The organism is Micromonospora sp. NPDC047740 (assembly GCF_043204735.1).
Lineage (GTDB): Bacteria > Actinomycetota > Actinomycetes > Mycobacteriales > Micromonosporaceae > Micromonospora.
The window spans coordinates 19,921-42,729 of record NZ_JBIDCT010000031.1 but is presented as its reverse complement, the minus strand read 5'-3'; the positions used below and the strand labels follow the sequence as shown (position 1 = coordinate 42,729).

Here is a 22,809-nt window from a genome sequence, read left to right as displayed (position 1 = left end):
GCTGATGTCACGTCAATCATCGTCACGTCCCTGTCCGTCCGGCCGCATCCAGTAGCTGGGCGACGCCCGCCGCCCGCTCGGTCAGGTGCAGTCGCAGCACCGGCCGCCCCCGGCCGGCCAGGGCCTGCCGGTCACCGGCGGCCTGGGCCGCCTGCAGCGTCCCGAAGGTGTACGGGCGGCCGGGCACCGGCAGATCGTCGTTGACCGCGCCGGTCACCTGAAGGTAGCTCCCGACCGGCCGGCCGCCCTTGTGGTACTGGCCGGTGGAGTGCAGGTAGCGCGGCCCCCACCCGAAGGTCACCGGGCGGCGGGTCGCCCGCGCCAGCACGGGTCGCAGCCCGGCCACCGCCGCGTCCCCACGGCGGTCCAGGTATGCCGTCACCGCCAGGAACCCGTCGTCGCCCAACCCGTCGAGGAGCCGGCGCAGCATCCCGGCCAGGTCGGCCGGCGCGCCGGGCGGGGCGTACACCTCGATGGCGCCCTCGGTGAACGACGGCGTCTCCGCCGGCGGCCCGGCGGCGAGGATGCGCTCGGTGTTCTGCTTGCTCTCGGCGACGTCGGGCTGGTCGAACGGGTCGACCCCGAGCACCACCCCGGCGATCGCGGTGGCGTACTCCCAGGTCAGGAAGTGGGCGCCGAGGGGCCCGTTGACCGCCACGTCCGCGCTGCCGGCACCGGGCGCCACCCCGGGGCCGAGCGCGCCGCCGTAGCTGACGGTGAGCACGTCCGGGCCGGCGGCGCCGGGAGCGTCCGGGGATTCCACCACCACCGGCAGCAGGCCCACGCCGGCCTTGCCGGTCGACTCGGCGAGCAGCTGCTCGGCCCAGTCGCCCAGCCCGTCGACGCCGGTGCCGTCGGAGGTCAGGGCGACCACGTCCCGACCGGTGGTGGCCGCCGCGCCGAGGGCCGCGCCGAGCGCCAGGCCGGGGTTGTCCCGGTCCCGGCCCAGCGACTCGGCGAGCGCGTCGGCGTCGTCGAGCAGGTCGGTCACCGGTACCCCGGCCAGCGCCGCGGGGACCAGCCCGAACGCGGTGAGCGCCGAGTACCGGCCGCCCACCTCGGGGTCGGCGGGGATGGTGACCAGCCCCGCCTCCGCGGCGGTCGCCGCCAGCGGCGAGCCCGGGTCGGTGACCACCACGAAGTGCCGGGCCGCCTCCGCCTCGGTCATCCCGGCGTCCAGGAACGCCTGCCAGTACGCCCGCCGGTGGCTGTCGGTCTCCACGGTCGTGCCGGACTTGCTGGAGATCACCACCACGGTCCGCTCCAGCCGGTCGGCCAGGGCCGCCCGGACCTGCCCGGGGTCGGTGGTGTCCAGCACGGTCAGCGGGCGGCCGAGGGTGCGGGCGATCACCTCGGGCGCGAGCGACGAGCCGCCCATCCCGGCGAGCACCACGTGGTCGAGGTCGGCCAGTTCGTCCGTCAACTCGGCGAGCTGGGGGAGGAGCTCCCGGCTGCGGTGGTGGGTGTCCACCCAGCCGAGGCGTACCCGCGCCGTCGCCTCCGCGTCGGAGCCCCACAGGGTCGGATCCTTGGCGGCGAGCCGGGCGGGGACGTCTCGGGCGACCAGGTCCGCGCGCACCGACGCCGGCGCGGACCGGTCGACCGCGTCCGCGCCGTGCACGGCCAGCCCGGCGGCGATGTCCGCCGGGCCGGCCAGCAGGTCGCTCACGGGGCCACCTCTGGGGTGACGACGGCGTGGCGTGTCCCGGGGCGGCGCCCCGGGACACGTCGCACACCGTTCGTCACGCGTTGCCCCCGGCCCGCTCGGCGGCCGTCGCGCTGCCCTTGGCCGCCTTGCCCGGCCGCCCGGTGCCCTTGGCCGCCTCGGCGAGCGACTTCTTCACCCCGTCGAGCAGTTCCAGCCAGCTCGCCTCGAACTTCTCCACGCCCTCGCGCTCGAGGACGGCGACCACGTCGGCCAGGTCCACCCCGACCGCCTGCAGGTCGCTGAAGACCTTGCGGGCGTCGTCGTAGCAGCCGGTGACGGTGTCACCCCGGACGTCGCCGTGGTCGGCGACGGCGTGGATGGTCGACTCCGGCATGGTGTTCACCGTGCCGGGGGCGATCAGCTCCTCGACGTACATGACGTCCCGGTAGTCCGGGTTCTTCGTCGAGGTGGAGGCCCAGAGCGGGCGCTGCGGGTGCGCGCCGGCGTCGGCGAGGGCCTGCCACCGGTCGGAGGAGAACACCTCGCCGTACCGCTCGTAGGCGAGCCGGGCGTTGGCGATGGCGGCCTTGCCGCGCAGCGCCTTGGCCTGGTCGGAGCCGATCTTCTCCAGCCGCTTGTCCACCTCGCTGTCGACCCGGGAGACGAAGAACGACGCGACCGAGCCGATCTTGGACAGGTCGTGCCCGTTCGCCTTCGCCTGCTCCAGACCGGCCAGGAAGGCCTCCATCACCTGCGAGTACCGGTCCAGACTGAAGATCAGCGTGACGTTGACGCTGATCCCCTGGGCCAGGGTGGCGGTGATCGCCGGCAGGCCCGCCTCGGTGGCCGGGATCTTGATGAAGAGGTTGGGCCGGTCGATCAGCCACCACAGCGCCCCGGCCTCGGCGACGGTCCGCTCCGTCTCGTGGGCCAGCCGCGGGTCCACCTCGATCGAGACCCGGCCGTCGACCCCCGCGCTGGCGTCGTACGCGGGGCGCATCACGTCGCAGGCCCACCGCACGTCGTACGTGGTGAGCATGCGGACCGCCTCTTCGACGTCCACCCCACGGATGGCGAGGTCCTTCAGTTGCCAGTTGTACTCGTCCGCGTCGCTCAGCGCCTTCGCGAAGATGGTCGGGTTCGACGTCACCCCGACCAGGTGCTTCTCCCGGCGGAGCTGGTCCAGCCCGCCGGAGCTCAGTCGTACCCGGGAAAGGTCGTCGAGCCAGATCGCCACACCCATGGCGCTCAGCTCGCCCAGCCGGTCCGTCATGCCGTCCACGCTCCCCTCAGTTGCCGGTTGGGTTACCGGTGATGTCGCCCACCCGGGTCAGTGCCGCGTGCGCGGCGGCCACGATCCGGTCGGGGGTGAACCCGAACTGCTCGAAGAGCACCGTGTGCGGGGCACTCGCCCCGTAGTGCTCCAGGCTCACGCTCTCGCCGCAGTCGCCGACGATCCCGCGCCAGGACATGGCGATACCCGCCTCCACGCTCACCCGTGCCTTTACCCCGCGTGGCAGGACCGACTCCCGGTAGGCCTCGTCCTGCGCGAAGAACCACTCCTGGCAGGGCATGGAGACGACCCGGGTGGGGGTGCCGTCCGCTTCCAGCCGCTCCCGGGCGGTCATGCAGAGCTGCACCTCGGAGCCGGTGCCGACGAGGATCACCTGCGGCTTGCCGGTCGAGGCGTCGGCCAGCACGTAGCCGCCCTTGGTCACGCCCTCGGCGCCGGCCACGGCGGTGCGGTCCAGGGTCGGCAGCGGCTGGCGGCTGAGCGCCAGCGCGGTCGGCCGGTCGCCGTGCTCCAGCGCCTGCCGCCACGCCCACGCGGTCTCGTTGGCGTCCGCCGGGCGGACCACGTCCAGGCCGGGGATGGCGCGCAGCGCGGTCAGGTGCTCCACCGGCTGGTGGGTCGGGCCGTCCTCGCCGAGGCCGATCGAGTCGTGCGTCCAGACGTAGACCACCGGCAGCTTCATTAGCGCGGCGAGCCGCACCGAGGGGCGCATGTAGTCGCTGAACACCAGGAACGTGCCGCCGTACGGGCGGGTGCCGCCGTGCAGGGCGATGCCGTTGAGGATCGCGCCCATGGCGTGCTCGCGGATGCCGAAGTGCAGGGTGCGGCCGTACTCGTGGCCCGGGAAGTCCTTCGTCGCGTGCACCGCGGGGATGAAGGACGGCTCGCCCTTCATGGTGGTGTTGTTGCTCTCCGCCAGGTCGGCCGAGCCGCCCCAGAGCTCGGGCAGCACCGGGGCGAGGGCCTCCAGGACCTTGCCGGAGGCGGCCCGGGTGGCGATGCCCTTGGCGTCCGCCGGGAAGGTCGGCAGCGCGTCGGCCCAGCCCTCGGGGAGCTTGCGGGCGGCCAGCCGGTCCCAGAGCGCCCTGCGCTCGGGGTTGGCCTTCGCCCAGCCGTCGAACGCGGTGGTCCACGCGGCCTGGGCCGCGGCGCCCCGCGCCATCACCTGGCGGGCGTGGTCCAGCACCTCCTCGTCGACCTGGAAGGTCCGCTGCGGGTCGAAGCCGAGGATCTCCTTGGTGGCCTTCACCTCGTCGGCGCCGAGCGCCGAACCGTGGATCTTGCCGGTGTTCTTCTTGTTGGGCGCGGGCCAGCCGATGATGGTGCGCAGCGCGATGAAGGAGGGGCGGGCGGTCTCCGCCTTGGCGGCCAGCAGCGCCCGGTGCAGCGCCTCGACGTCCTCGTGGTAGTCGCCCTGGTCGGCGTCGCCGCGGCGCCAGTCCACCGTCTGCACGTGCCAGCCGTACGCCACGTAGCGGGCCGCGACGTCCTCGCTCTTGGCGATGCGGGTGTCGTCCTCGATCGAGATCTCGTTGTCGTCGTAGATCACGCAGAGGTTGCCGAGCTGCTGGTGGCCGGCGAGGGCGCTGGCCTCGTGGCTGATGCCCTCCTCAATGTCACCGTCCGAGGCGATGCACCAGATGTCGTGGTCGAAGGGGGAGTCGCCGGCCTCCGACTCCGGGTCGAACAGGCCGCGCTCCCGGCGAGCCGCCATGGCCATGCCGACGGCGTTGCCGAGGCCCTGGCCGAGCGGGCCGGTGGTGGTCTCCACGCCGGGGGTGTGCCCGTGCTCGGGGTGGCCCGGGGTGAGCGAGCCCCACTGGCGCAGCGCCTTGAGGTCGTCCAGGGACAGCGGGTAGCCGGAGAGGAAGAGCTGGATGTAGAGGGTCAGGCTGGAGTGCCCGGCGGAGAGGACGAAACGGTCCCGGCCGGGCCAGTTCGGGTCGGCCGGGTTGTGCCGCATGACCCGGTTGAAGAGCAGGTACGCAGCCGGGGCGAGGCTCATCGCCGTGCCCGGGTGGCCGTTGCCGGATTTCTCCACGGCGTCCATGGCCAGCACGCGGACCGTGTCGACGGCCCTGCGGTCGAGGTCGGACCAGTTGAGAGCGGGAAGCTCGGGTCGGTTGGCAGCCACGTTGGTTGTGCTCCTCGGCAGATGGGCGGAACCCTCACTGATGACCCTATCGAGCGGTCCTAAACGTACGCCCGGGGATCTCCGCATGCTCTTCTGTACTCCTCCGACCGGATCGGTCGGGCACCGCGGACTGTGACGGCCCGCACCGTTGTCGGGTCTCCGGGGCAGCCAAAACGACGACGCGTAGTCTGTGGGTCGGTGTGTGGACCCCGACGGGTCCGGCCCGACCCCGACCTCCCCCGCCAAGCCGGAAGGTGGCAATCCGTGAGCATGATCACCGAGCGCCCCGTCAGCAAATCTGCCGGGCAGCCGCCGGTGGGCGCGGTGGCGGAGGCCTCGGCGGGCGCTCGGCGGGACGTGCGGGCCGTGGTGGCCGCGTACGTGGCCCTGACCAAGCCGCGGATCGTCGAGCTGCTGCTGGTCACCACCGTGCCGGCGATGATGCTCGCCGACGGGGGGCTGCCCTCGCTCTGGCGGATGGCCGTGGTCCTGGTCGGCGGCTCGCTCGCCGCCGGCGCGGCCAGCGTGCTCAACTGCTACATCGACCGGGACATCGACCAGCTGATGCGGCGCACCAAGCGCCGGCCGCTGCCCGCGCACACCGTGTCGCCGCGCAGCGCGTTGATCTTCGGTCTGGTGCTCGCCGTGATCTCGGTCGCGCTGATGGCCGTGTTCACCAACTGGCTGGCGGCCGGGCTCACCCTGGCCGCGATCGCCTACTACGACCTGGTCTACACGCTCTGGCTCAAGCGGACCACGGCGACCAACACCTTCTGGGGTGGTGCCTGCGGCGCCGCGCCGGTGCTGATCGGCTGGGCCGCGGTCACCGGGTCGCTGGCTCCCGCCGCGTGGGGCCTGTTCGCGGTGGTCTTCTTCTGGCAGATGCCGCACTTCTACGCGCTGGCGATCAAGTACAAGGCCGACTACGCGCGGGCCGGCATCCCGATGCTGCCCGTGGTGGCCTCGGTCCGTCGGGTGAACGCCGAGATCCTGATCTTCTCCTGGCTGACCCTGCTCTCCTCGCTGGCCGTCTGGCCGCTCGGGATGAGCCCGATCTACGGGGTGACGGCACTGGTCGTCGGCGGTGTCTTCGTGGTCGAGGCGCACAAGCTCTGCCGCCGCGCGGCGCGGGGCGAGGCGGTCAAGCCGATGCGGCTGTTCCACTGGTCCACCACCTACCTGACCATCCTCTTCGTGGCCGTCGCGCTCGACGCCCTGCTCTGATCCGGCCGTCCGTCGGGGACGGGGATCCCCGGGTCGAGGATTTTTTCCAGAATTTTTTTCGGGGTTCGCCGGGCGGGTTCAACCGGGACAGACCGTGCCGATTCGGCCCGCCCAGTTCGCCCCTCCTTATCCGACATGTCCGGGCGAAAAACCTGTGGTCTTCCTTAAACCCGTAGGTAATTGGCATCACAATTGGTTCATCGTTCTCGCACATGTGGGTGGAAGTCTGCTTAGGCTTCGCGTCATGGCAGATGGTTCCGATACGACGCTGACGGCTGAACAGACCGCCGAGCAGGCCCCAAACGGCCTGGTCGCGGGCATCAAGTCGTTCGCCGCCGGGCACGGCGGGGCGAAGGCGGTCATCGAGTACGTCGGCAAGCGCGGCGCGCGGATCGTCCTCGTGGGTGAGGACGGTGTGTGGGCCGACCAGTTCGCCGACGACACCGACGTCGCACGGCAGGCCTGCGCCAAGGCCGGGGTCGCCGTCGAGAACGCCTGGGAGCGTGAACTGATGGACCAGATGCGTCCGAGCAACGACCTCTGGCGGTCGATGGCCCGGCGCACGATGGCCCGTTGATCGACAGATGACCCACCACCACCAGTCGACCCGGGGGGAACCCCGGGTCGCTCTCGTCACCTGCACCGCGCTGACCGACCTCGACCCGGACGACCGGCTCGTGCTCGCCCCGCTGGCCGCCCGCGGCATCACCGCCGAGGTGGTGGTCTGGGACGACCCGGCCGCCGACTGGTCGGCGTACGACCTGGTCGTGCTCCGCTCGCCGTGGGACTACGCGCTGCGCCGCGACGAGTTCGTCGCCTGGGCGCAGACCGTCCCGCGCCTGGTCAACCCGGCCGACGTGGTCGCCTGGAACACCGACAAGCGCTACCTGGCCGAGCTGTCCGCCGCCGGCGTGCCGACCGTCCCGACCACCTGGGTGGAGCCGGGGCGGGACTGGACGCCGCCCGCCGACACCGGCGAGTACGTGATCAAGCCGGCGGTCAGCGCCGGCAGCCAGGACACCGGCCGGTACGACCTGGCCGACCCGGAGCACCGGGAACTGGCCGTGGCGCACGTGCGGCGGCTCTCCGACGCCGGCCGGGTCGCCATGGTCCAGCCGTACCTGGACGCGGTGGACACCGCCGGGGAGACCGCGCTGCTCTTCCTGGCCGGGCCCGGCGGCCTGGCGTTCAGCCACGCGATCCGCAAGGGCGCCATGCTGGTCGGCCCGGACCTGGGCGTCGCGGAGCTCTACAAGCGCGAGGAGATCGCCGCCCGGACGGCCACGCCCGAGCAACTCGCCGTGGCGGAGAAGACCCTGGCCGTGCTGCCCGGCGGCCCCGGGCGGCTGCTCTACGCCCGGGTGGACCTCATCCCGGGCCCGGACGGGTCGCCCGTCCTGGTCGAGTTGGAGCTCACCGAGCCCAGCCTGTTCATCGGGTACGCCGACGGCGCCCCCGAGCGCCTCGCCGAGGCGATCGCCACCCACCTGAGCTGACCGCCTTCGGGTGCGTTTGTCGTCGCCACGGCGACGACAAACGCACCCGTTCCTTTGTCGCCCCGTCCGCTTACCGACCCCGCCGCCCCCGCCCCGCCCGGCGCGGTCGAGATCCGCACAACTCCAGGGAAGTAGTGGCCACCACGCGCGCGGAGGCCACTACATCCGGGAAATTGCGCGGAACTTGAGCGCGGGGAGCGCGGCCGCCAGGAAGGCGGGCGGGTCAGGCGGCGGCGGCGGCGGTGGCGGGCTCGGGGGCCCGGGTGGGCTGCGGTGCCGGGGCGACCGGGCGGCGCTCCCGGGTCGACCAGAGCACGGCCAGGGTGGCCAGCAGCACCAGGCAGGAACCGAGCATGTGCGCGGCGACCAGCACCGCCGGCAGGTGGGTGAAGTACTGCACGAAGCCGATCAGGCCCTGACCCAGTTCGACGGCCACCAGCACCACGGCGGCCCGGGTGGCCCGCCCGGCCCCCACCGCGCGGAACGCGAAGACCAGCGCGACCGAGAGGCCGATCAGCAGGAAGACCCCGTCGGCGTGCACCTGCGAGATCGACTCCGGGTCGAGCCCGTTGCGCGCCGCGCCCTGGTCGCCGGCGTGCGGGCCACTGCCGGTCACCCAGGTGCCGATCACCAGCACCGCCGCGCTCACCAGCGTGGTGAGCACGGCGAGGGTGCGCAGCGGCGCCGGCACGGTGGGGGTCGCCGGGACGTCCGGCTCGCCGGTACGCCGCCAGAGGGCGTACGCGGCGGCGATCACCACCATCGAGGCGAGGAAGTGCAGCCCGACCACCCACGGGTTGAGGTTGGTCAGCACGGTGAACCCGCCGATCACCGCCTGGGCGGGGATGCCGAACAGCACGCCGACCGCGAGCGGCAGCAGTCCGCGCCGGCGGGGCCGCTGGGCCAGCACCGCGAGCACCACGGCGAGCGCGATGACGCCCACCGCGAAGGTGAGCAGCCGGTTGCCGAACTCGATCACCCCGTGCACGCCCATCTCGGGTGTGGTGGTGTACGACTCGTCCGTGCACCGGGGCCAGGTGGGGCAGCCGAGACCGGAGGCGGTGAGCCGGACCGCCCCGCCGGTGACCACGATCGCCACGTTCGCGATGATCGAGGCGTACGCGAGGCGGCGCAGCAGCACGGGGGAGACCGGGAACCGGACGGAAGGCTTCACGGAGCGAATCCTACGCACCGTAGTGGTCCCCGATCGGGTGACTCCGGTACCCCGGTGTCGGGAATCACCGGGGTACCGGTTTGCAGGCCACCCGCGAATTACGTAACGTTGCCGTTGTGAAAAACGCGGCGGCGCTCTCCGGGCAACCGCCGGCGACCGGGCAGGTCGCCGGCGACGGCCCCAGGTCGCGTCGCGGCCTCGGGCGCGCCGAGCTGGAGCCGTCGCAGGCCGCGTCCACCGATCTCTCCACCCGCGACCGGGTCACCCAGCTGCTGCTGGAGCAGGGCGCGACCACCGCCGCCCAGCTCGGCTCGGCGCTCGGGTTGAGCCCGGCGGCGATCCGGCGGCACCTGGACGCGATGCTCGCCGACGGCGACGTGGTCGCCCGGGAGCAGGTCGTCCGGGGCAGCCGGGGGCGGGGTCGCCCGGCCAAGGTCTTCGCGCTGACCGAGTCGGCCCGGGTGCGTTGCGGCACCCACCACTACGACAACATGGCCACCGCCGCGCTGCGCTGGATCGCCCGCACCGGCGGCCCGGAGGCGGTCGAGGCGTTCGCCGCCGAGCAGGTCTCCGCGCTGGAGGCCCGCTGCCGGGCCGCCATGGAGGACGCCGGCGACGGCCCGCTCGCGCGGGCGGAGGCGCTCGCGGGGGCGCTCACCGCCGAGGGCTACGCTGCCAACGCGTCCACGATCGCCTCCGGCGGCCAGCTCTGCCAGCACCACTGCCCGGTGGCGCACGTGGCCGCCGAGTTTCCGCAGCTGTGCGAGGCCGAGACGGCGGTGATCTCCCGTCTGGTCGGCACCCACGTGCAGCGCCTGGCCACCATCGCACACGGCGACGGGGTGTGCACCACGCACATCCCGGCCCAGCCGCGTAAGTCCGGTAACACCGTCACCACTGTGAGGACAGATAGATGACCGAGCAGATCGTCCAGCCCCTGACCCAGGAGGAGCAGCTCGCCGCCCTCGGTCGTTACGAGTACGGCTGGGCCGACCCCGACGTCGCCGGGGCGTCCGCCCAGCGCGGCCTCAACGAGGCGGTGGTGCGGGACATCTCGGCCAAGAAGAACGAGCCGGCCTGGATGCTCGACCTGCGCCTGAAGGGCCTGCGGCTGTTCGAGCGCAAGCCGATGCCGGCCTGGGGCGCCGACCTCACCGGGATCGACTTCGACAACATCAAGTACTTCGTCCGGTCCACCGAGAAGCAGGCCGCCTCCTGGGAGGACCTGCCCGAGGACATCAAGAACACCTACGACAAGCTGGGCATCCCCGAGGCGGAGAAGCAGCGGCTGATCGCCGGTGTCGCGGCGCAGTACGAGTCCGAGGTCGTCTACCACAAGATCCGTGAGGACCTCGAGGAGCAGGGTGTCCTCTTCCTCGACACCGACACCGCACTGCGCGAGCACGAGGACCTGTTCAAGGAGTACTTCGGCACGGTCATCCCGGTCGGCGACAACAAGTTCGCCGCGCTGAACACCTCCGTCTGGTCCGGTGGCTCGTTCATCTACGTGCCGAAGGGCGTGCACGTGGAGATCCCGCTGCAGGCCTACTTCCGGATCAACACGGAGAACATGGGCCAGTTCGAGCGGACGCTGATCATCGTCGACGAGGGCGCGTACGTGCACTACGTCGAGGGCTGCACCGCGCCCATCTACTCCTCGGACTCGCTGCACAGCGCCGTGGTCGAGATCATCGTCAAGAAGAACGCGCGCTGCCGCTACACGACGATCCAGAACTGGTCGAACAACGTCTACAACCTGGTCACCAAGCGCGCCGTCTGCCACGAGGGCGCGACCATGGAGTGGATCGACGGCAACATCGGCTCCAAGGTCACCATGAAGTACCCGGCGGTCTACATGACCGGCGAGCACGCCAAGGGCGAGGTGCTCTCGGTGGCCATGGCCGGCGAGGGCCAGCACCAGGACGCCGGCGCCAAGATGGTGCACGCCGCGCCGCACACCTCCTCGACCATCGTGTCGAAGTCGATCGCCCGGGGCGGCGGCCGCACCTCGTACCGCGGCCTGGTGCAGGTGCTGGAGGGTTCGCACAGCAGCCGCAGCACGGTCAAGTGCGACGCGCTGCTGGTCGACACCATCTCCCGCTCGGACACCTACCCGTACGTCGACATCCGTGAGGACGACGTGTCGATGGGTCACGAGGCGACCGTCTCCAAGGTCAGCGAGGACCAGCTCTTCTACCTGATGAGCCGGGGCCTGAGCGAGGACGAGGCGATGGCGATGATCGTGCGCGGCTTCATCGAGCCGATCGCCAAGGAGCTGCCGATGGAGTACGCCCTGGAGCTCAACCGCCTGATCGAGCTCCAGATGGAGGGCGCGGTCGGCTGACCCCGACCACCCGACGACTGCTCCGGGTCGCGGCGCGGCGGAAGACGCGCCGAGCCGGAGTGGTCGCCCGGCGGGCCGGTCACACCGGCCCGCCGGACCAAGCACGAAACACCGCCGTCGCAGAACAGCAAGGAAGAGATGACTACCCAGGCTTCCGCGCCGCCCGCCACCAAGTCGCAGGCGCTCCGCTCGTACGACGTCGCCGACTTCCCGGCCCTCACCGGCCTGGAGGAGGAGTGGCGTTTCACCCCGCTCAAGCGCCTGCGCGGCCTGGTCGGCGGGGCACCGGTCGCGACCGGCACGATCCGCCACGAGTACGCCGACCTGCCCGAGGGCGTCACCGTCAGCCGGATCGGCAAGGACGACCCGCGGGTGGGCAGCGTGCTCACCCCGTTCGACCGGGTCAGCGCGCTGGCGTACGGCGAGGCCGAGCAGGCGCTGCTGGTGCAGGTCGCCCGGGACGCGGTGGTGACCGCGCCGGCGCGCCTGCGGGTGGTCGGCGAGGGCACCGACAAGCTTGCCTTCGGCCACACCTTCGTCGAGGTGGGCCGGTTCGCCGAGGTGACCCTGGTGCTGGAGCACGCGGGTTCCGCCGCCCTCGCCGACAACGTCGAGGTGGCGGTGGCCGACGGCGCGAAGCTGACCCTGGTCACCGTCGCCGACTGGGCCGACGACGCCGTCCAGGCGCAGCACCTCAAGGTGCGGCTGGGCCGCGACGCCAAGGTGATCCACGTGCAGGTGAGCCTCGGCGGCGACCTGGTCCGGCAGTACACCTCGGTGGAGTACGGCGACCGGGGCGGCGAGGCCGAGCTGTACGGCGTCTACTTCGCCGACTCCGGCCAGCACCTGGAGCACCGGCAGCTGGTCGACCACACGGTGCCGGACTGCCGCAGCTACGTCGGCTACCGGGGCGCCCTGCAGGGCGACAGCGCGCACACGGTCTGGGTCGGTGACGTGCTGATCCGGGCCGAGGCGACCGGCACCGACACGTACGAGATCAACCGGAACCTGCTGCTCACCGACGGCGCCCGGGCGGACTCCGTACCCAACCTGGAGATCGAGACCGGCGAGATCGCGGGCGCCGGTCACGCCAGCGCGACCGGCCGCTTCGACGACGAGCAGCTCTTCTACCTGATGGCCCGCGGCATCCCGGAGGAGGAGGCCCGCCGCCTGGTGGTCCGCGGCTTCTTCGCCGAGCTGATCAACAAGATCCCGGTCGAGGAGCTGCGCGAGCGGCTCGGCGACGCGATCGAGGCCCGCCTGACCAAGGCCGGCGCCTGATGATCAGGATCTGCGCGACCGAGGACGTGCCGAAGGGCACCGCGATCAGCGCCGACGTCGACGGCACCCAGATCGCGATCGTGCACGGCGAGGACGACAACTTCTACGCCGTGTACGACGAGTGCTCGCACGCCGCTGTGGCCCTCTCCGAGGGCGAGATCGAGGGGTGCACGCTGGAATGCTGGCTGCACGGATCCCGTTTCGACCTGCGTACCGGTGAGCCGACCGGGCTGCCCGCGACCGAACCCGTTCCCGTCTATCCCGTCGAAGTCCGCGACGGCGACATCTACCTTCCTGTGGGCGACGACGGCCGCCCGAAGCCGAGCAATGGAGTGACCCGATAATGAGCACCCTGGAGATCCGCGACCTGAAGGTGTCGGTCAAGCTGCCCGAGGGTGAGCTCAAGCCGATCCTGCACGGGGTCGACCTGACGGTGAGGTCGGGCGAGACCCACGCGATCATGGGCCCGAACGGCTCCGGCAAGTCGACCCTGGCGTACTCGATCGCCGGCCACCCCAAGTACGAGATCACCGGCGGTTCGGTGACCCTCGACGGCGAGGACGTGCTGGCCATGTCCGTCGACGAGCGGGCCCGCGCCGGCCTCTTCCTGGCCATGCAGTACCCGGTCGAGGTCCCTGGCGTCTCCGTCGCCAACTTCCTGCGTACCGCCAAGACCGCGATCGACGGCGAGGCGCCGAAGCTGCGCACCTGGGCCGGCGAGCTGCGCGGCGCCATGGAGAAGCTGCAGATGGACCCGGCGTTCGCCCAGCGCAACGTCAACGAGGGCTTCTCCGGCGGCGAGAAGAAGCGGCACGAGATCGTGCAGCTGGAGCTGCTCAAGCCGAAGATGGCGATCCTCGACGAGACCGACTCCGGCCTCGACGTGGACGCGCTGCGCGTGGTCAGCGAGGGCGTGAACCGGGTCCGCGACACCGGCGACACCGGCCTGCTGCTGATCACCCACTACACCCGGATCCTGCGCTACATCAAGCCCGACTTCGTGCACGTCTTCGTGGCCGGCCGGATCGTCGAGCAGGGCGGCTCGGAGCTGGCCGACAAGCTCGAGGAAGAGGGCTACGAGCGGTACGTCGCCGGGGCCGGTTCGGCACGGGCCTGAGAGCCGGAAGGACCGCGGATATGACCACCATCGCCATCCCGCCGGGAATGCCGCAGTACGACGACGTGCCACGTTACGACGTGGACGCGGTGCGCGCCGACTTCCCGATCCTGGACCGGGAGATCAACGGGCACCGGCTGGTCTATCTCGACAGCGCCAACACCTCGCACAAGCCGCGGCAGGTGCTCGACGTGCTCGCCGAGCACTACGCGCGGCACAACGCCAACGTGTCGCGCTCGGTGCACACCCTGGGCACCGAGGCGACCGAGGCGTACGAGGGAGCCCGCGCGAAGATCGCCGCGTTCATCAACGCGCCGAGCGTGGACGAGGTGGTGTTCACCAAGAACTCCACCGAGGCGATCAACATCGTGGCGTACGCGTTCTCCAACGCCTCGCTGCGCGCCGACGCCGACCCACGCTTCCGGCTCGGCCCGGGCGACGAGATTGTGATCTCCGAGATGGAGCACCACTCGAACATCGTCCCGTGGCAGCTCCTGGCGGAGCGGACCGGCGCCACCCTGCGCTGGTTCCCGGTCACCGACCACGGCCGGCTCGACGAGTCCGGGCTGGCGGACCTCGTCACCGAGCGGACGAAGATCGTCTCGCTGGTGCACACCTCCAACATCCTGGGCACGGTCAACGCCACCGCGCGGATCACCCAGCGGGTTCGCGAGGTGGGCGCCCTGCTGCTGCTCGACTGCTCGCAGTCGGTACCGCACATGCCGGTGGACGTGGTCGACCACGACGCGGACTTCATCGTCTTCACCGGGCACAAGATGTGCGGCCCGACCGGCATCGGCGTGCTCTGGGGCCGGTCGGAGCTGCTCGCCGCGATGCCGCCGGTGCTCGGCGGCGGCTCGATGATCGAGACGGTGACGATGGCCCGGTCGACGTTCGCCGCGCCGCCGGCCCGGTTCGAGGCGGGCACCCCGCCGATCGCCGAGGCCGTCGCGCTCGGCGCAGCCGTGGACTACCTCAGCGGGATCGGCATGCGCGCCGTCCAGTGGCACGAGAAGGAGCTGACGGCGTACGCGCTGGACGCCCTCGCCACCGTGCCGGGGCTGCGCATCTTCGGCCCGAACGTGCCGGTCGGCCGGGGCGGGACGATCTCGTTCGCGCTCGGCGACGTGCACCCGCACGACGTCGGGCAGGTGCTCGACTCGCTCGGCGTGCAGGTCCGGGTGGGGCACCACTGCGCGAAGCCGGTGTGCACCCGGTTCGGGGTGCCGGCCATGACGCGGGCGTCGTTCTACCTGTACACCACGACGGAGGAGATCGACGCGCTGGTGGCCGGTCTCGAGCAGGTGCGGAAGGTGTTCGACTGATGCAGCTCGACCAGCTCTACCAGGAGATCATCCTGGACCACTACAAGCACCCGCACGGCCGCGGCCTGCGGGAGGCGGCGGACCCGGACGCCCGGGTCGGCGAGGCGCACCACGTCAACCCGACCTGCGGCGACGAGATCACCGTGCGGGTGACCACCGACGGCAAGGTGTTCACCGACATCTCGTACGACGGGATGGGCTGCTCGATCAGCCAGGCGTCGGCGAGCGTGCTGCACGAGCTGCTGCGCGGCCGGGCCGCGGACGACGCGGTCGTGGTGCACGAGGCGTTCGTGGCGTTGATGTCCGGGCGTGGCCAGGTCACGCCGGACGAGGAAGTGCTCGGTGACGGGGTGGCGTTCGCGGGTGTCGCGCGCTACCCGGCGCGGGTGAAATGCGCGTTGCTGTCGTGGATGGCGTTCAAGGACGCCGCGGCACGCGCCGGGGTGGGCGTGAGCCCGACGGAGGTGAAGGCATGAGCAGCGACGAGACCACCACGCCGGAGGCCGGCGCCGTGGCGACCGACGGCGCGGCGACGCCGGCCACCGGCGGCGCAGCCCCGCCCGGCAAGGCCGCGATCGCCGACATCGAGGAGGCGATGAAGGACGTCGTCGACCCGGAGTTGGGCATCAACGTGGTCGACCTGGGTCTGGTGTACGGCGTCCACGTCGACGACGAGAACGTCGCCACCCTGGACATGACGCTGACCTCGGCGGCCTGCCCGCTCACCGACGTGATCGAGGACCAGGCCCGGCAGGCGCTGACCACCGGCCCGGGCGGCGGACTGGTCAACGACATCCGGATCAACTGGGTGTGGCTGCCGCCGTGGGGCCCCGACAAGATCACCGACGAGGGCCGGGACCAGCTCCGCTCCCTCGGCTTCAACGTCTGACCCGACCGATCACCGCTGTCGAGCGCGGCGCCCTCCGGGGGCGTCGCGCTCGACGCGTTCTCGCCGCATGTCCACCCGGCCCGCCAAGGTCACGCTCGATCCTGGCTGTGGTGGCCTCGGGCAGATGACCAGGTCACTACATCCAGGAATTAGCGCGATCTCGGGTGCCGGGGCGCGGTGGAGTGTGGGGGCGGAAATCGGGTGGCGGAGCCGGCGGGGTGGACGCAGGATGGCGGGGTGATCGAGGCGCACCCGAAGCAGGTTCCTGTCCGCGCGGCGACCGTCGCGCGTCGACAGCGCACCGCGCCCGGGTCCGCCTCGACCCGCCTCCGACCGTCGTGAGCGGGGCGTTCCTCGCCGGCCTGGTCGCCGGCTACGGCGTCGCCATACCGGTCGGCGCGATCGCGATCCTCATCCTCGGGCTGAGCGCGCGTACCGGGTTCCGGGTCGGCGCGGCGGCGGCGCTCGGGGTGGCCACGGCCGACGGCCTCTACGCCGCGGTGGCGGCCCTCGGCGGCGCGGCGGTGGCCGGCTGGCTCGCGCCGTTCGGCGGGCCGCTGCGGTGGGTCGCCGCCGGGGTGCTGCTCGCCCTCGCCGGGCACGGGGCGTGGCGAGCGCTGCGTCCCGCTGTCCCGGCCCGGGCGGCCGTCGGGCGGGGTGGCCTGGACACCCCGGTGCGGGCGTTCACCGCGATCCTCGCGCTGACCCTGCTCAACCCGGCCACCGTGGTCTACTTCGCGGCCCTGATCCTCGGTCGCGGCGATGTGAGCGGTTCGGGCCCGCGTGCCGCCCTGCTCTTCGTCCTCGGGGCGTTCCTCGCCTCGGGCAGCTGGCAGTTGGTGATCGCCGGGGGTGGCACGCTGATCGGCCGGGCGCTCACCGGTGCGCGTGGGCGCCGGGTGACCGCGTTGCTGTCCAGCGCCATCATCGCGGCGCTCGCCGTCGCCACGCTGCTCAGCGGGTGACGAGTCACCGACCATCATGGACGGTTGGAATATGACAGTCTCATGACGGAACCCCTGCGGGTCTGTGACACGGGCATCGGTCGAACCGGCAGTTCAGCCGACCGAAAGCACGGTTTTTGCTCCCGTCTCCGACCGCCGGTGCTCAGTCGTCGGGCCGCCCGCCCCGGCGCGGGGTGACGGTGACCTGCGCCGATACCCGCCCGCCGGGCGGGCACCGGACGCCGTCCTGGCAGAGCCACATCCGCTTTCCGGGTGATGTTCGGAGTCCGTCGTGCGCCTAGGGTCTCTGACCAATTCGTAAATCACTCGCGTACGCCCGGTCACCCCCGGGGGCGCGGGTCGGTTCCACCCTCCACTGAGCTGGGAGACGACTTGAGGATCACTCTGGTACGTCCGCCGCGCGACCGGAAACCGGACAGCCGGTCGCGGCGCGGGCGGATCGCTGCCCTCCTGGTCGCCGTGCTGGCCGCGGCGGCGCTGCCCGCCCTCGCGGCACCCGCGCCGGCCTCCGCGGCACCGTCCGGCAACGGTCCGTGGCACAAGGTCGACGGCAAGCCGGCGTCGACCAAGGCGGGCCGGAAGGCCAACGTCAACGCGAAGCGGCTGACGGCGTACACGTTGGACCGCGGCAGCATGAAGAGCCTGCTGGACAAGGCACCGGCGGAGCAGCGCCGCGGCCTGGCGCGCGCCGCGCGGCAGGTGGTGTCGCTGCCGGCGCCCGACGGGACGTTCCAGCGCTTCGAGCTGGTCGACTCGCCGGTGATGGAAGGCGGCCTGGCCGCGGCGCACCCCGAGATCACCACGTACGCCGGCAAGGGCCTGGACGACCCGAGCGCGACCATCCGGGCGGACCTGACCCCGCTCGGCTTCCACGCCTCGGTCCGCTCGGTGACCGGCAACTGGTACATCGACCCCTACTACCACCTCGACCAGAGCCTGTACGCGAGCTACTTCGCCCGTGACCTGGAGAACCCGCACGGCGACTTCGTCGAGCGGGAGGACGTGGAGTCCGCGGCGCACGCGCTCGAGGACGAGGTCGCCGCGGCCCAGGCGGAGGTCCCCGCCGGACCACTGGTGAAGCTGCGCACCTACCGGGTGGCGCTGGTGACCGACCCCTCCTACGCCACTTTCTTCGGCGCGGAGAACGTCACCGCCGCCAAGGTCACCCTGATGAACCGGGTCACCCAGATCTACGAGGACGAGACCGCGATCCGGCTCGTCCTGATCAACGACACCGACAAGACCAACCTGAACACCCCGGCGCTGGCCACCGAGCCGAATGGCCCGTGCGGTGCGGCGGCCTGCTTCACCACGGCGCAGCTCAGCTCGTGCGGCAGCAGCACGCTGAGCCGCAACCGGATCGTGCTCGGCCAGCTCGTCGGCGCCAGCAACTACGACGTGGGCCACATCGGCCTGGGCGTGAACGGCGGCGGCGTGGCCAGCCTCGGCGTGATCGGCGGCAACAGCAAGGCGCAGGGCTGCACCGGCCTGCCGACGCCGATCGGCGATTTCTACGCGGTGGACTACGTGTCGCACGAGATGGGTCACCAGTTCGCCGGCAACCACACCTTCAACGGCACCCAGTACAACTGCTCGGGCGGCAACCGCAGCGCGGCGAACTCGTACGAGCCGGGCAGCGGGTCGTCCATCATGGCGTACGCCGGCATCTGCCAGCAGGACAACCTCCAGCCGCACAGCGACCCGTACTGGTCGCACCGCAGCTACACCGAGATCACCACGTACGTCACGTCGAGCCGTCCGGCGATCAGCGAGGTGCAGACCGTCTCGCTGTACGGCTACGACACCAACGGTGACTCGTTCACCGTCAACTACGCCGGCAACGACTCGGCGCCGATCGTGCGGGGAGTCAACTACACCACCGCCGGCATCAAGGCCGCCATCGAGGGGATCGCCGGCTGGCCGGCCGGCGCGACCGTCACGGTGGCCGCCTTCGGCGGCAGCGGCACGCTGAACGACACCGGTTTCCAGGTGACCTTCGGCGGCACGCTGGCCAACACCAACGTGGCCTCGCTCGCGCTCACCAACTTCTCCGGTGCCTCCGGTTTCGTCGGTGAGACGGCCAAGGGCGGCGCCATCGACAACGGCGGCCACGTGGTCGAGGAGACCGCCAACCACGCCCCGGTGGTGACCGTGCCGGGCACCGTCACCATCCCGGTGCGTACCCCGTTCGCGCTGACCGGCAGCGCCACCGACTCCGACGGCGACACGGTGACGTACCTGTGGGAGCAGAACGACCGGGGCGCCAGCGCCGGCACCGCGCTGGTGAACAACACCAAGACCAACGGTCCGCTGTTCCGGGTGTTCGGCGAGGCGGCGTACGTGTCGCCGAGCGACACCCTGAAGTACCACTCGCCGGGCCTGAACGCGGTGACCACCAACTCGACCCGGGTGTTCCCCGACCTGAAGCAGATCCTGGCGGGCAACACCAACGCCAAGACGGGCGCCTGCCCGGCCGCTCCGGCGCCGCCGCCCACCGGGGGCGCCTCGAACGTGCCGGCCGAGCTCGTCGACTGCTACTCCGAGTTCCTGCCCACCCGGGACTGGGTCGGCTTCACCAACGACCGGACCATGCACTTCAAGCTCACCGCCCGGGACGGGCGGCTGGGTGGCGGCGGTGTCGGCAGCGCTGACGTCGCGGTCGTGCTGGCGCCGAACGCCGGTCCCTTCCTGGTCACCTCGCAGGGCACCGCCGCCGTCCTGGACGGTGGCTCGACCCAGACGGTGACCTGGGACGTGGCCGGCACCGACGGGGCGCCGGTGAACGCCAGCCAGGTGAAGATCTCGCTCTCCGCCGACGGCGGGCTGACCTTCCCGTACGTGCTGGCCGGGCAGACCGCGAACACCGGCACCGCGACGGTGACCCTGCCGAACGTGGCGACCAAGCAGGCCCGGATCAAGATCGAGGCGATCGGCAACATCTTCTTCGATGTCAACGACGCCGACTTCACCATCCGATCCGCCCCGGTGGTCTCGAACGACGCCCCGGCCGGTGGCGCCCGCGTCCAGTACAGTGACGCGCTCTCGCCGACGGTCACCGTCACCGCGACCGACGGCGACACCGCCGGCGCGGCGCTGACCGCGTCCGCCGCGGGGCTGCCCGCCGGCCTGTCCCTGGCCGTGTCGGGCACCTCCGCGGCGGACGCCCTTCCCGGTACCCGGAGCTGGACGGTCACCGGCACCACCACGGCGGCCCCGGGTGACTACCCGGTCACCGTTACGGTGTCCGACGACGCCGGCCTGGCCGGCAGCACCTCGTTCACCGTCACGGTCACCGCCGAGGACGCGGCGGCGACCTGGGCCGGCGACACGCTGGTGACCACCGCTACCAGCGGTGCCGCCGGCAAGGCCCTGCTGCGGGCCGTCGTCCAGGACGGCTCGGTGCTGCCCGCGGCGACGGACGCCACCGCGGGTGACATCCGCACCGCCACGGTCACCTTCACCGAGGGTGGCGTGCCGCTCTGCACCGGCGTGCTGGACCTGCTCGGCACGGACACCACCAGCGCATCCGCGGCGTGCGAGGCCACCCTTTCGGAGGGCGCGCACACCGTCACCGCGACGGTCGGGGGCAACTACACCGGCAGCACCACCGCGCAGGTGACGGTTGCCGCCTCCGACGGCGGGTTCCTGACCGGTGACGGCGAGATCACCGCCACCCGCTCGGCGGGGGCGTACCCGGCCGATGCGCAGTCGAAGGTCGCGGTGGACCTGACCGCGAAGCCCGCCACGGCCAACAAGGCCGCCTCGGGCCAGGCTGAGATCGCGTTCCGCTCCGGCGGAAAGTCCTACACGATCAAGGCCGGCACGGTTGACGGGCTCGGCGTCACCTCGGCCGGCAAGGTGGCCCAGGCGCGCTACCAGGCCAGCCTGTACGACAGCAACGGCAAGCTGGTGGCCAGCGGTCTGACGCTGGCGGTGACGGTGACCGACCGGGGCGCCCCGGGCCGGGACGACACCGTCGCGGTCACCCTGTGGAACGGCGGCGCCCTGCTCTTCTCGTCCGACTGGACGGGGAACGGGACCGCCGAGGTCAACCTGACGAGTGGCAACCTCACCGTCCACTGACCGACCGGTAGCGCGGGAGGACGCCGACCTCGGTGTCCTCCCGCGTTCCATTTCCCGCCGTGCCGGGACGATGTCCGATGCCGTACCGTCGTCGCATGAGCAGTCGACCCGCGGCCGGGGGCGGCCGGTGGGTCGAGCTGGACCCGACCCGCGTCGCCCGCTGGGTCGAGGGCTTCGCCGACCGGCACGGCCCACCCACCACCACCGTCCAGGGGTACGGCCTGCTGCTCGCCGCCCCGGACGGCGCGACCGCCGAGCTGCACACCCCGCCCGGCGCCCCGCCGGGCGCCGACGTACCTGGGTTCGTGGCCGCCGCCGGCGCGCCTCGCCGGCTCGGCCTGCTGCTGGCCCGCAAAGGCGCCGTGGCGGTCGGCGTCGCCGAAGGGACCGAGCTGGTCGTCTCCAAGGTGGACACCCGCTACGTGCAGGGCCGCACCGCCGCGGGTGGCTGGTCGCAGCAGCGCTTCGCCCGGCGGCGGGACAACCAGGCCAAGGCGGCCCTGGGCGATGCGGTGGAGCTGGCGGTACGCCTGCTGCTGCCGGAGGCGGCGACCCTGGCCGCCCTGGTCGGCGGTGGTGACCGCCGGGCGGTGGACACCGTGCTGGCCGACCGCCGGCTGGCCCCGCTCGCGGCGCTGCGCGCCGACCGGCTGCTCGACGTGCCGGAACCCCGGCACGCGGTGCTGGTCAACGCGATCGCCGCGGCCCGCGCGGTGCACGTCCTGGTCCGCGACCCCGACCACGACTAACCTGAGCCCGCACCTCGCCGCGCCGGCTACAAGATCGTGCTGAATCCGGGATGTAGTGGCCTCAGCGCGATGCCGAGGCCACTACATCCCGGATCGAGGGTGATCTGGCTCGGGTGCCGACGTCAGAGGGTGCCGCCGAAGGTGTCGCAGGCCTTCGGGTCGCCGGTGGAGTAGCCCTTGGTAAACCACTGCTGGCGCTGCGCGGACGTGCCGTGGGTGAACTCGTCCGGGTTCACCGGCCGCCCGGCCCGCTTCTGAATCGCGTCGTCGCCGATCTTCTCGGCGGTGTCGATCGCCTGCCGGATGTCCTGCTCGGTGATGCTCTTGAAGATCTTCTGGCCCTGCGCGTCCGAGGTGCCGGTGGCGTTCTTCGCCCAGGCGCCCGCGTAGCAGTCCGCCTGCAGCTCCAGCTTCACCGAGAGCGCGTTGGCGTTGTTCGGGTCGCGCTGCTGCTGGCGGCGCATCTGCGCCTCGGTGCCGAGCAGGTCCTGCACGTGGTGCCCGTACTCGTGGGCCAGCACGTACGGCTGGGCGAACTCGCCCTCCGCGCCGAGTTGGTCGGCCAGTAGGCGGTAGAAGGTGAGGTCGATGTAGACCAGGTCGTCGGCCGGGCAGTAGAACGGTCCGACGCCGGAGTCGGCCCGGCCGCAGCCGGTGCTCACCGCCTGGCTGAAGAAGACCGTCCTGGAGGGCTGGTACTGCTCGCCGAAGACCTCCGGCATGGCCGTGCGCCAGTACGCCTGGATCGAGTTCACGTAAAGGGTGTTGCGGCAGTCGAGCTGCTTGAGCGCGTCCTGCGCCGAGCACTTCTGCTCCAGCGCGGTGTTGTCGCCCTGGTCCGAGCCGCCGCCGCTGGTCGCCGCGTTGAGGCCGAAGCCGCCGCCGACCAGGGCCACGAGGACGGCGATGATGATGCCCACGATCCCGCCCCGGCCGCCGCCGATCGGGATCGGAATGCCCATCCCGCCGCCTCCGCCGGACCCTCGCCGATCCTCCACCTGGCTGGTGTCGATCCGCGCGTTCTCGTTCAGCTCCATGTTGACCCCGATCACCGATCGTCCGTGTGTGGTGGTTGCGGTACCGGAA

The 22,809-nt window shown here is 71.9% G+C and carries 19 protein-coding genes; 14 read left to right on the top strand and 5 right to left on the bottom strand.

The annotated features are described in order from the left end of the window. Nucleotides 1-22: 22 nt before the first annotated feature. The 3 genes from ACGF4F_RS35185 to tkt form a co-directional block, all read right to left on the bottom strand. The gene (locus ACGF4F_RS35185) at nucleotides 23-1,669 is read right to left on the bottom strand and encodes a glucose-6-phosphate isomerase (RefSeq protein ID WP_393084571.1); all 1,647 of its coding nucleotides are present in this window, start codon (nucleotides 1,667-1,669) and stop codon (nucleotides 23-25) included. Nucleotides 1,670-1,742: 73 nt separating this feature from the next. Then, complete coding sequence (gene tal, locus ACGF4F_RS35180; RefSeq protein ID WP_393084568.1) at nucleotides 1,743-2,921, bottom strand: transaldolase; 1,179 nt, start codon at nucleotides 2,919-2,921, stop codon at nucleotides 1,743-1,745. A gap of 16 nt (nucleotides 2,922-2,937) precedes the next feature. Then, the gene (gene tkt / locus ACGF4F_RS35175; RefSeq protein ID WP_393084565.1) at nucleotides 2,938-5,076 is read right to left on the bottom strand and encodes a transketolase; all 2,139 of its coding nucleotides are present in this window, start codon (nucleotides 5,074-5,076) and stop codon (nucleotides 2,938-2,940) included. 264 nt (nucleotides 5,077-5,340) lie between these two features. Between tkt and ACGF4F_RS35170 the strand changes: the two genes are divergently transcribed. The 3 genes from ACGF4F_RS35170 to ACGF4F_RS35160 all read left to right on the top strand — a co-directional run bounded on the left by ACGF4F_RS35170 (nucleotide 5,341) and on the right by ACGF4F_RS35160 (nucleotide 7,796). Next, nucleotides 5,341-6,300 carry a heme o synthase gene (locus ACGF4F_RS35170; protein ID WP_357445483.1) on the top strand — a complete coding sequence of 320 codons (960 nt, stop codon included), beginning with the start codon at nucleotides 5,341-5,343 and terminating at the stop codon, nucleotides 6,298-6,300. A 244-nt stretch (nucleotides 6,301-6,544) separates the two neighbouring features. Next, entirely contained in the window at nucleotides 6,545-6,877 is a 333-nt protein-coding gene (locus tag ACGF4F_RS35165) for a hypothetical protein (protein ID WP_387424353.1), read from the top strand. Between the two features lie 7 nt (nucleotides 6,878-6,884). Further along, nucleotides 6,885-7,796 carry a RimK family alpha-L-glutamate ligase gene (locus tag ACGF4F_RS35160; RefSeq protein ID WP_393084561.1) on the top strand — a complete coding sequence of 304 codons (912 nt, stop codon included), beginning with the start codon at nucleotides 6,885-6,887 and terminating at the stop codon, nucleotides 7,794-7,796. Nucleotides 7,797-8,019: 223 nt separating this feature from the next. Here the strand turns inward: ACGF4F_RS35160 and ACGF4F_RS35155 are convergent, their stop codons facing one another. Continuing rightward, nucleotides 8,020-8,988 carry a heme A synthase gene (locus ACGF4F_RS35155; RefSeq protein ID WP_393084558.1) on the bottom strand — a complete coding sequence of 323 codons (969 nt, stop codon included), beginning with the start codon at nucleotides 8,986-8,988 and terminating at the stop codon, nucleotides 8,020-8,022. 98 nt (nucleotides 8,989-9,086) lie between these two features. Here ACGF4F_RS35155 and ACGF4F_RS35150 point away from each other — a divergent pair, with 98 nt between their 5' ends. From ACGF4F_RS35150 to ACGF4F_RS35100, 11 genes are all read left to right on the top strand, one after another. Then, complete coding sequence (locus tag ACGF4F_RS35150; RefSeq protein ID WP_393084555.1) at nucleotides 9,087-9,887, top strand: helix-turn-helix transcriptional regulator; 801 nt, start codon at nucleotides 9,087-9,089, stop codon at nucleotides 9,885-9,887. Beyond that, on the top strand, nucleotides 9,884-11,314 hold the full coding sequence (gene sufB, locus ACGF4F_RS35145) for a Fe-S cluster assembly protein SufB (RefSeq protein WP_357445468.1): 1,431 nt from the start codon (nucleotides 9,884-9,886) through the stop codon (nucleotides 11,312-11,314). The genes ACGF4F_RS35150 and sufB overlap by 4 nt, the downstream gene beginning before the upstream one ends. Before the next feature lie 138 nt (nucleotides 11,315-11,452). Then, nucleotides 11,453-12,595: a Fe-S cluster assembly protein SufD gene (gene sufD / locus ACGF4F_RS35140; RefSeq protein WP_393084552.1), complete on the top strand. Its 1,143-nt coding sequence runs from the start codon at nucleotides 11,453-11,455 to the stop codon at nucleotides 12,593-12,595. Next, entirely contained in the window at nucleotides 12,595-12,939 is a 345-nt protein-coding gene (locus tag ACGF4F_RS35135) for a non-heme iron oxygenase ferredoxin subunit (RefSeq protein WP_357445462.1), read from the top strand. The genes sufD and ACGF4F_RS35135 overlap by 1 nt, the downstream gene beginning before the upstream one ends. Then, complete coding sequence (sufC, locus tag ACGF4F_RS35130) at nucleotides 12,939-13,712, top strand: Fe-S cluster assembly ATPase SufC (protein WP_357445459.1); 774 nt, start codon at nucleotides 12,939-12,941, stop codon at nucleotides 13,710-13,712. The genes ACGF4F_RS35135 and sufC overlap by 1 nt, the downstream gene beginning before the upstream one ends. Nucleotides 13,713-13,732: 20 nt before the next feature. Continuing rightward, complete coding sequence (locus ACGF4F_RS35125) at nucleotides 13,733-15,037, top strand: cysteine desulfurase (protein WP_393084548.1); 1,305 nt, start codon at nucleotides 13,733-13,735, stop codon at nucleotides 15,035-15,037. Continuing rightward, on the top strand, nucleotides 15,037-15,513 hold the full coding sequence (gene sufU / locus ACGF4F_RS35120) for a Fe-S cluster assembly sulfur transfer protein SufU (protein WP_357445453.1): 477 nt from the start codon (nucleotides 15,037-15,039) through the stop codon (nucleotides 15,511-15,513). The genes ACGF4F_RS35125 and sufU overlap by 1 nt, the downstream gene beginning before the upstream one ends. Then, on the top strand, nucleotides 15,510-15,926 hold the full coding sequence (locus ACGF4F_RS35115) for a metal-sulfur cluster assembly factor (protein ID WP_393084545.1): 417 nt from the start codon (nucleotides 15,510-15,512) through the stop codon (nucleotides 15,924-15,926). The genes sufU and ACGF4F_RS35115 overlap by 4 nt, the downstream gene beginning before the upstream one ends. A gap of 338 nt (nucleotides 15,927-16,264) precedes the next feature. After that, nucleotides 16,265-16,891 (top strand): LysE family transporter, encoded by a 627-nt coding sequence (locus tag ACGF4F_RS35110; protein WP_357445447.1) that lies wholly within the window; start codon nucleotides 16,265-16,267, stop codon nucleotides 16,889-16,891. A 372-nt stretch (nucleotides 16,892-17,263) separates the two neighbouring features. Then, complete coding sequence (locus ACGF4F_RS35105) at nucleotides 17,264-20,974, top strand: M12 family metallo-peptidase (protein WP_393084541.1); 3,711 nt, start codon at nucleotides 17,264-17,266, stop codon at nucleotides 20,972-20,974. Between the two features lie 95 nt (nucleotides 20,975-21,069). Then, entirely contained in the window at nucleotides 21,070-21,723 is a 654-nt protein-coding gene (locus ACGF4F_RS35100; protein ID WP_393084537.1) for an acVLRF1 family peptidyl-tRNA hydrolase, read from the top strand. A 122-nt stretch (nucleotides 21,724-21,845) separates the two neighbouring features. On the opposite strand, the gene ACGF4F_RS35095 is transcribed toward ACGF4F_RS35100, so the two are convergent. Beyond that, a complete protein-coding gene (locus tag ACGF4F_RS35095; RefSeq protein WP_357445438.1) occupies nucleotides 21,846-22,760 on the bottom strand; it encodes a neutral zinc metallopeptidase in 915 nt (304 codons plus the stop codon). Nucleotides 22,761-22,809 lie beyond the last annotated feature (49 nt).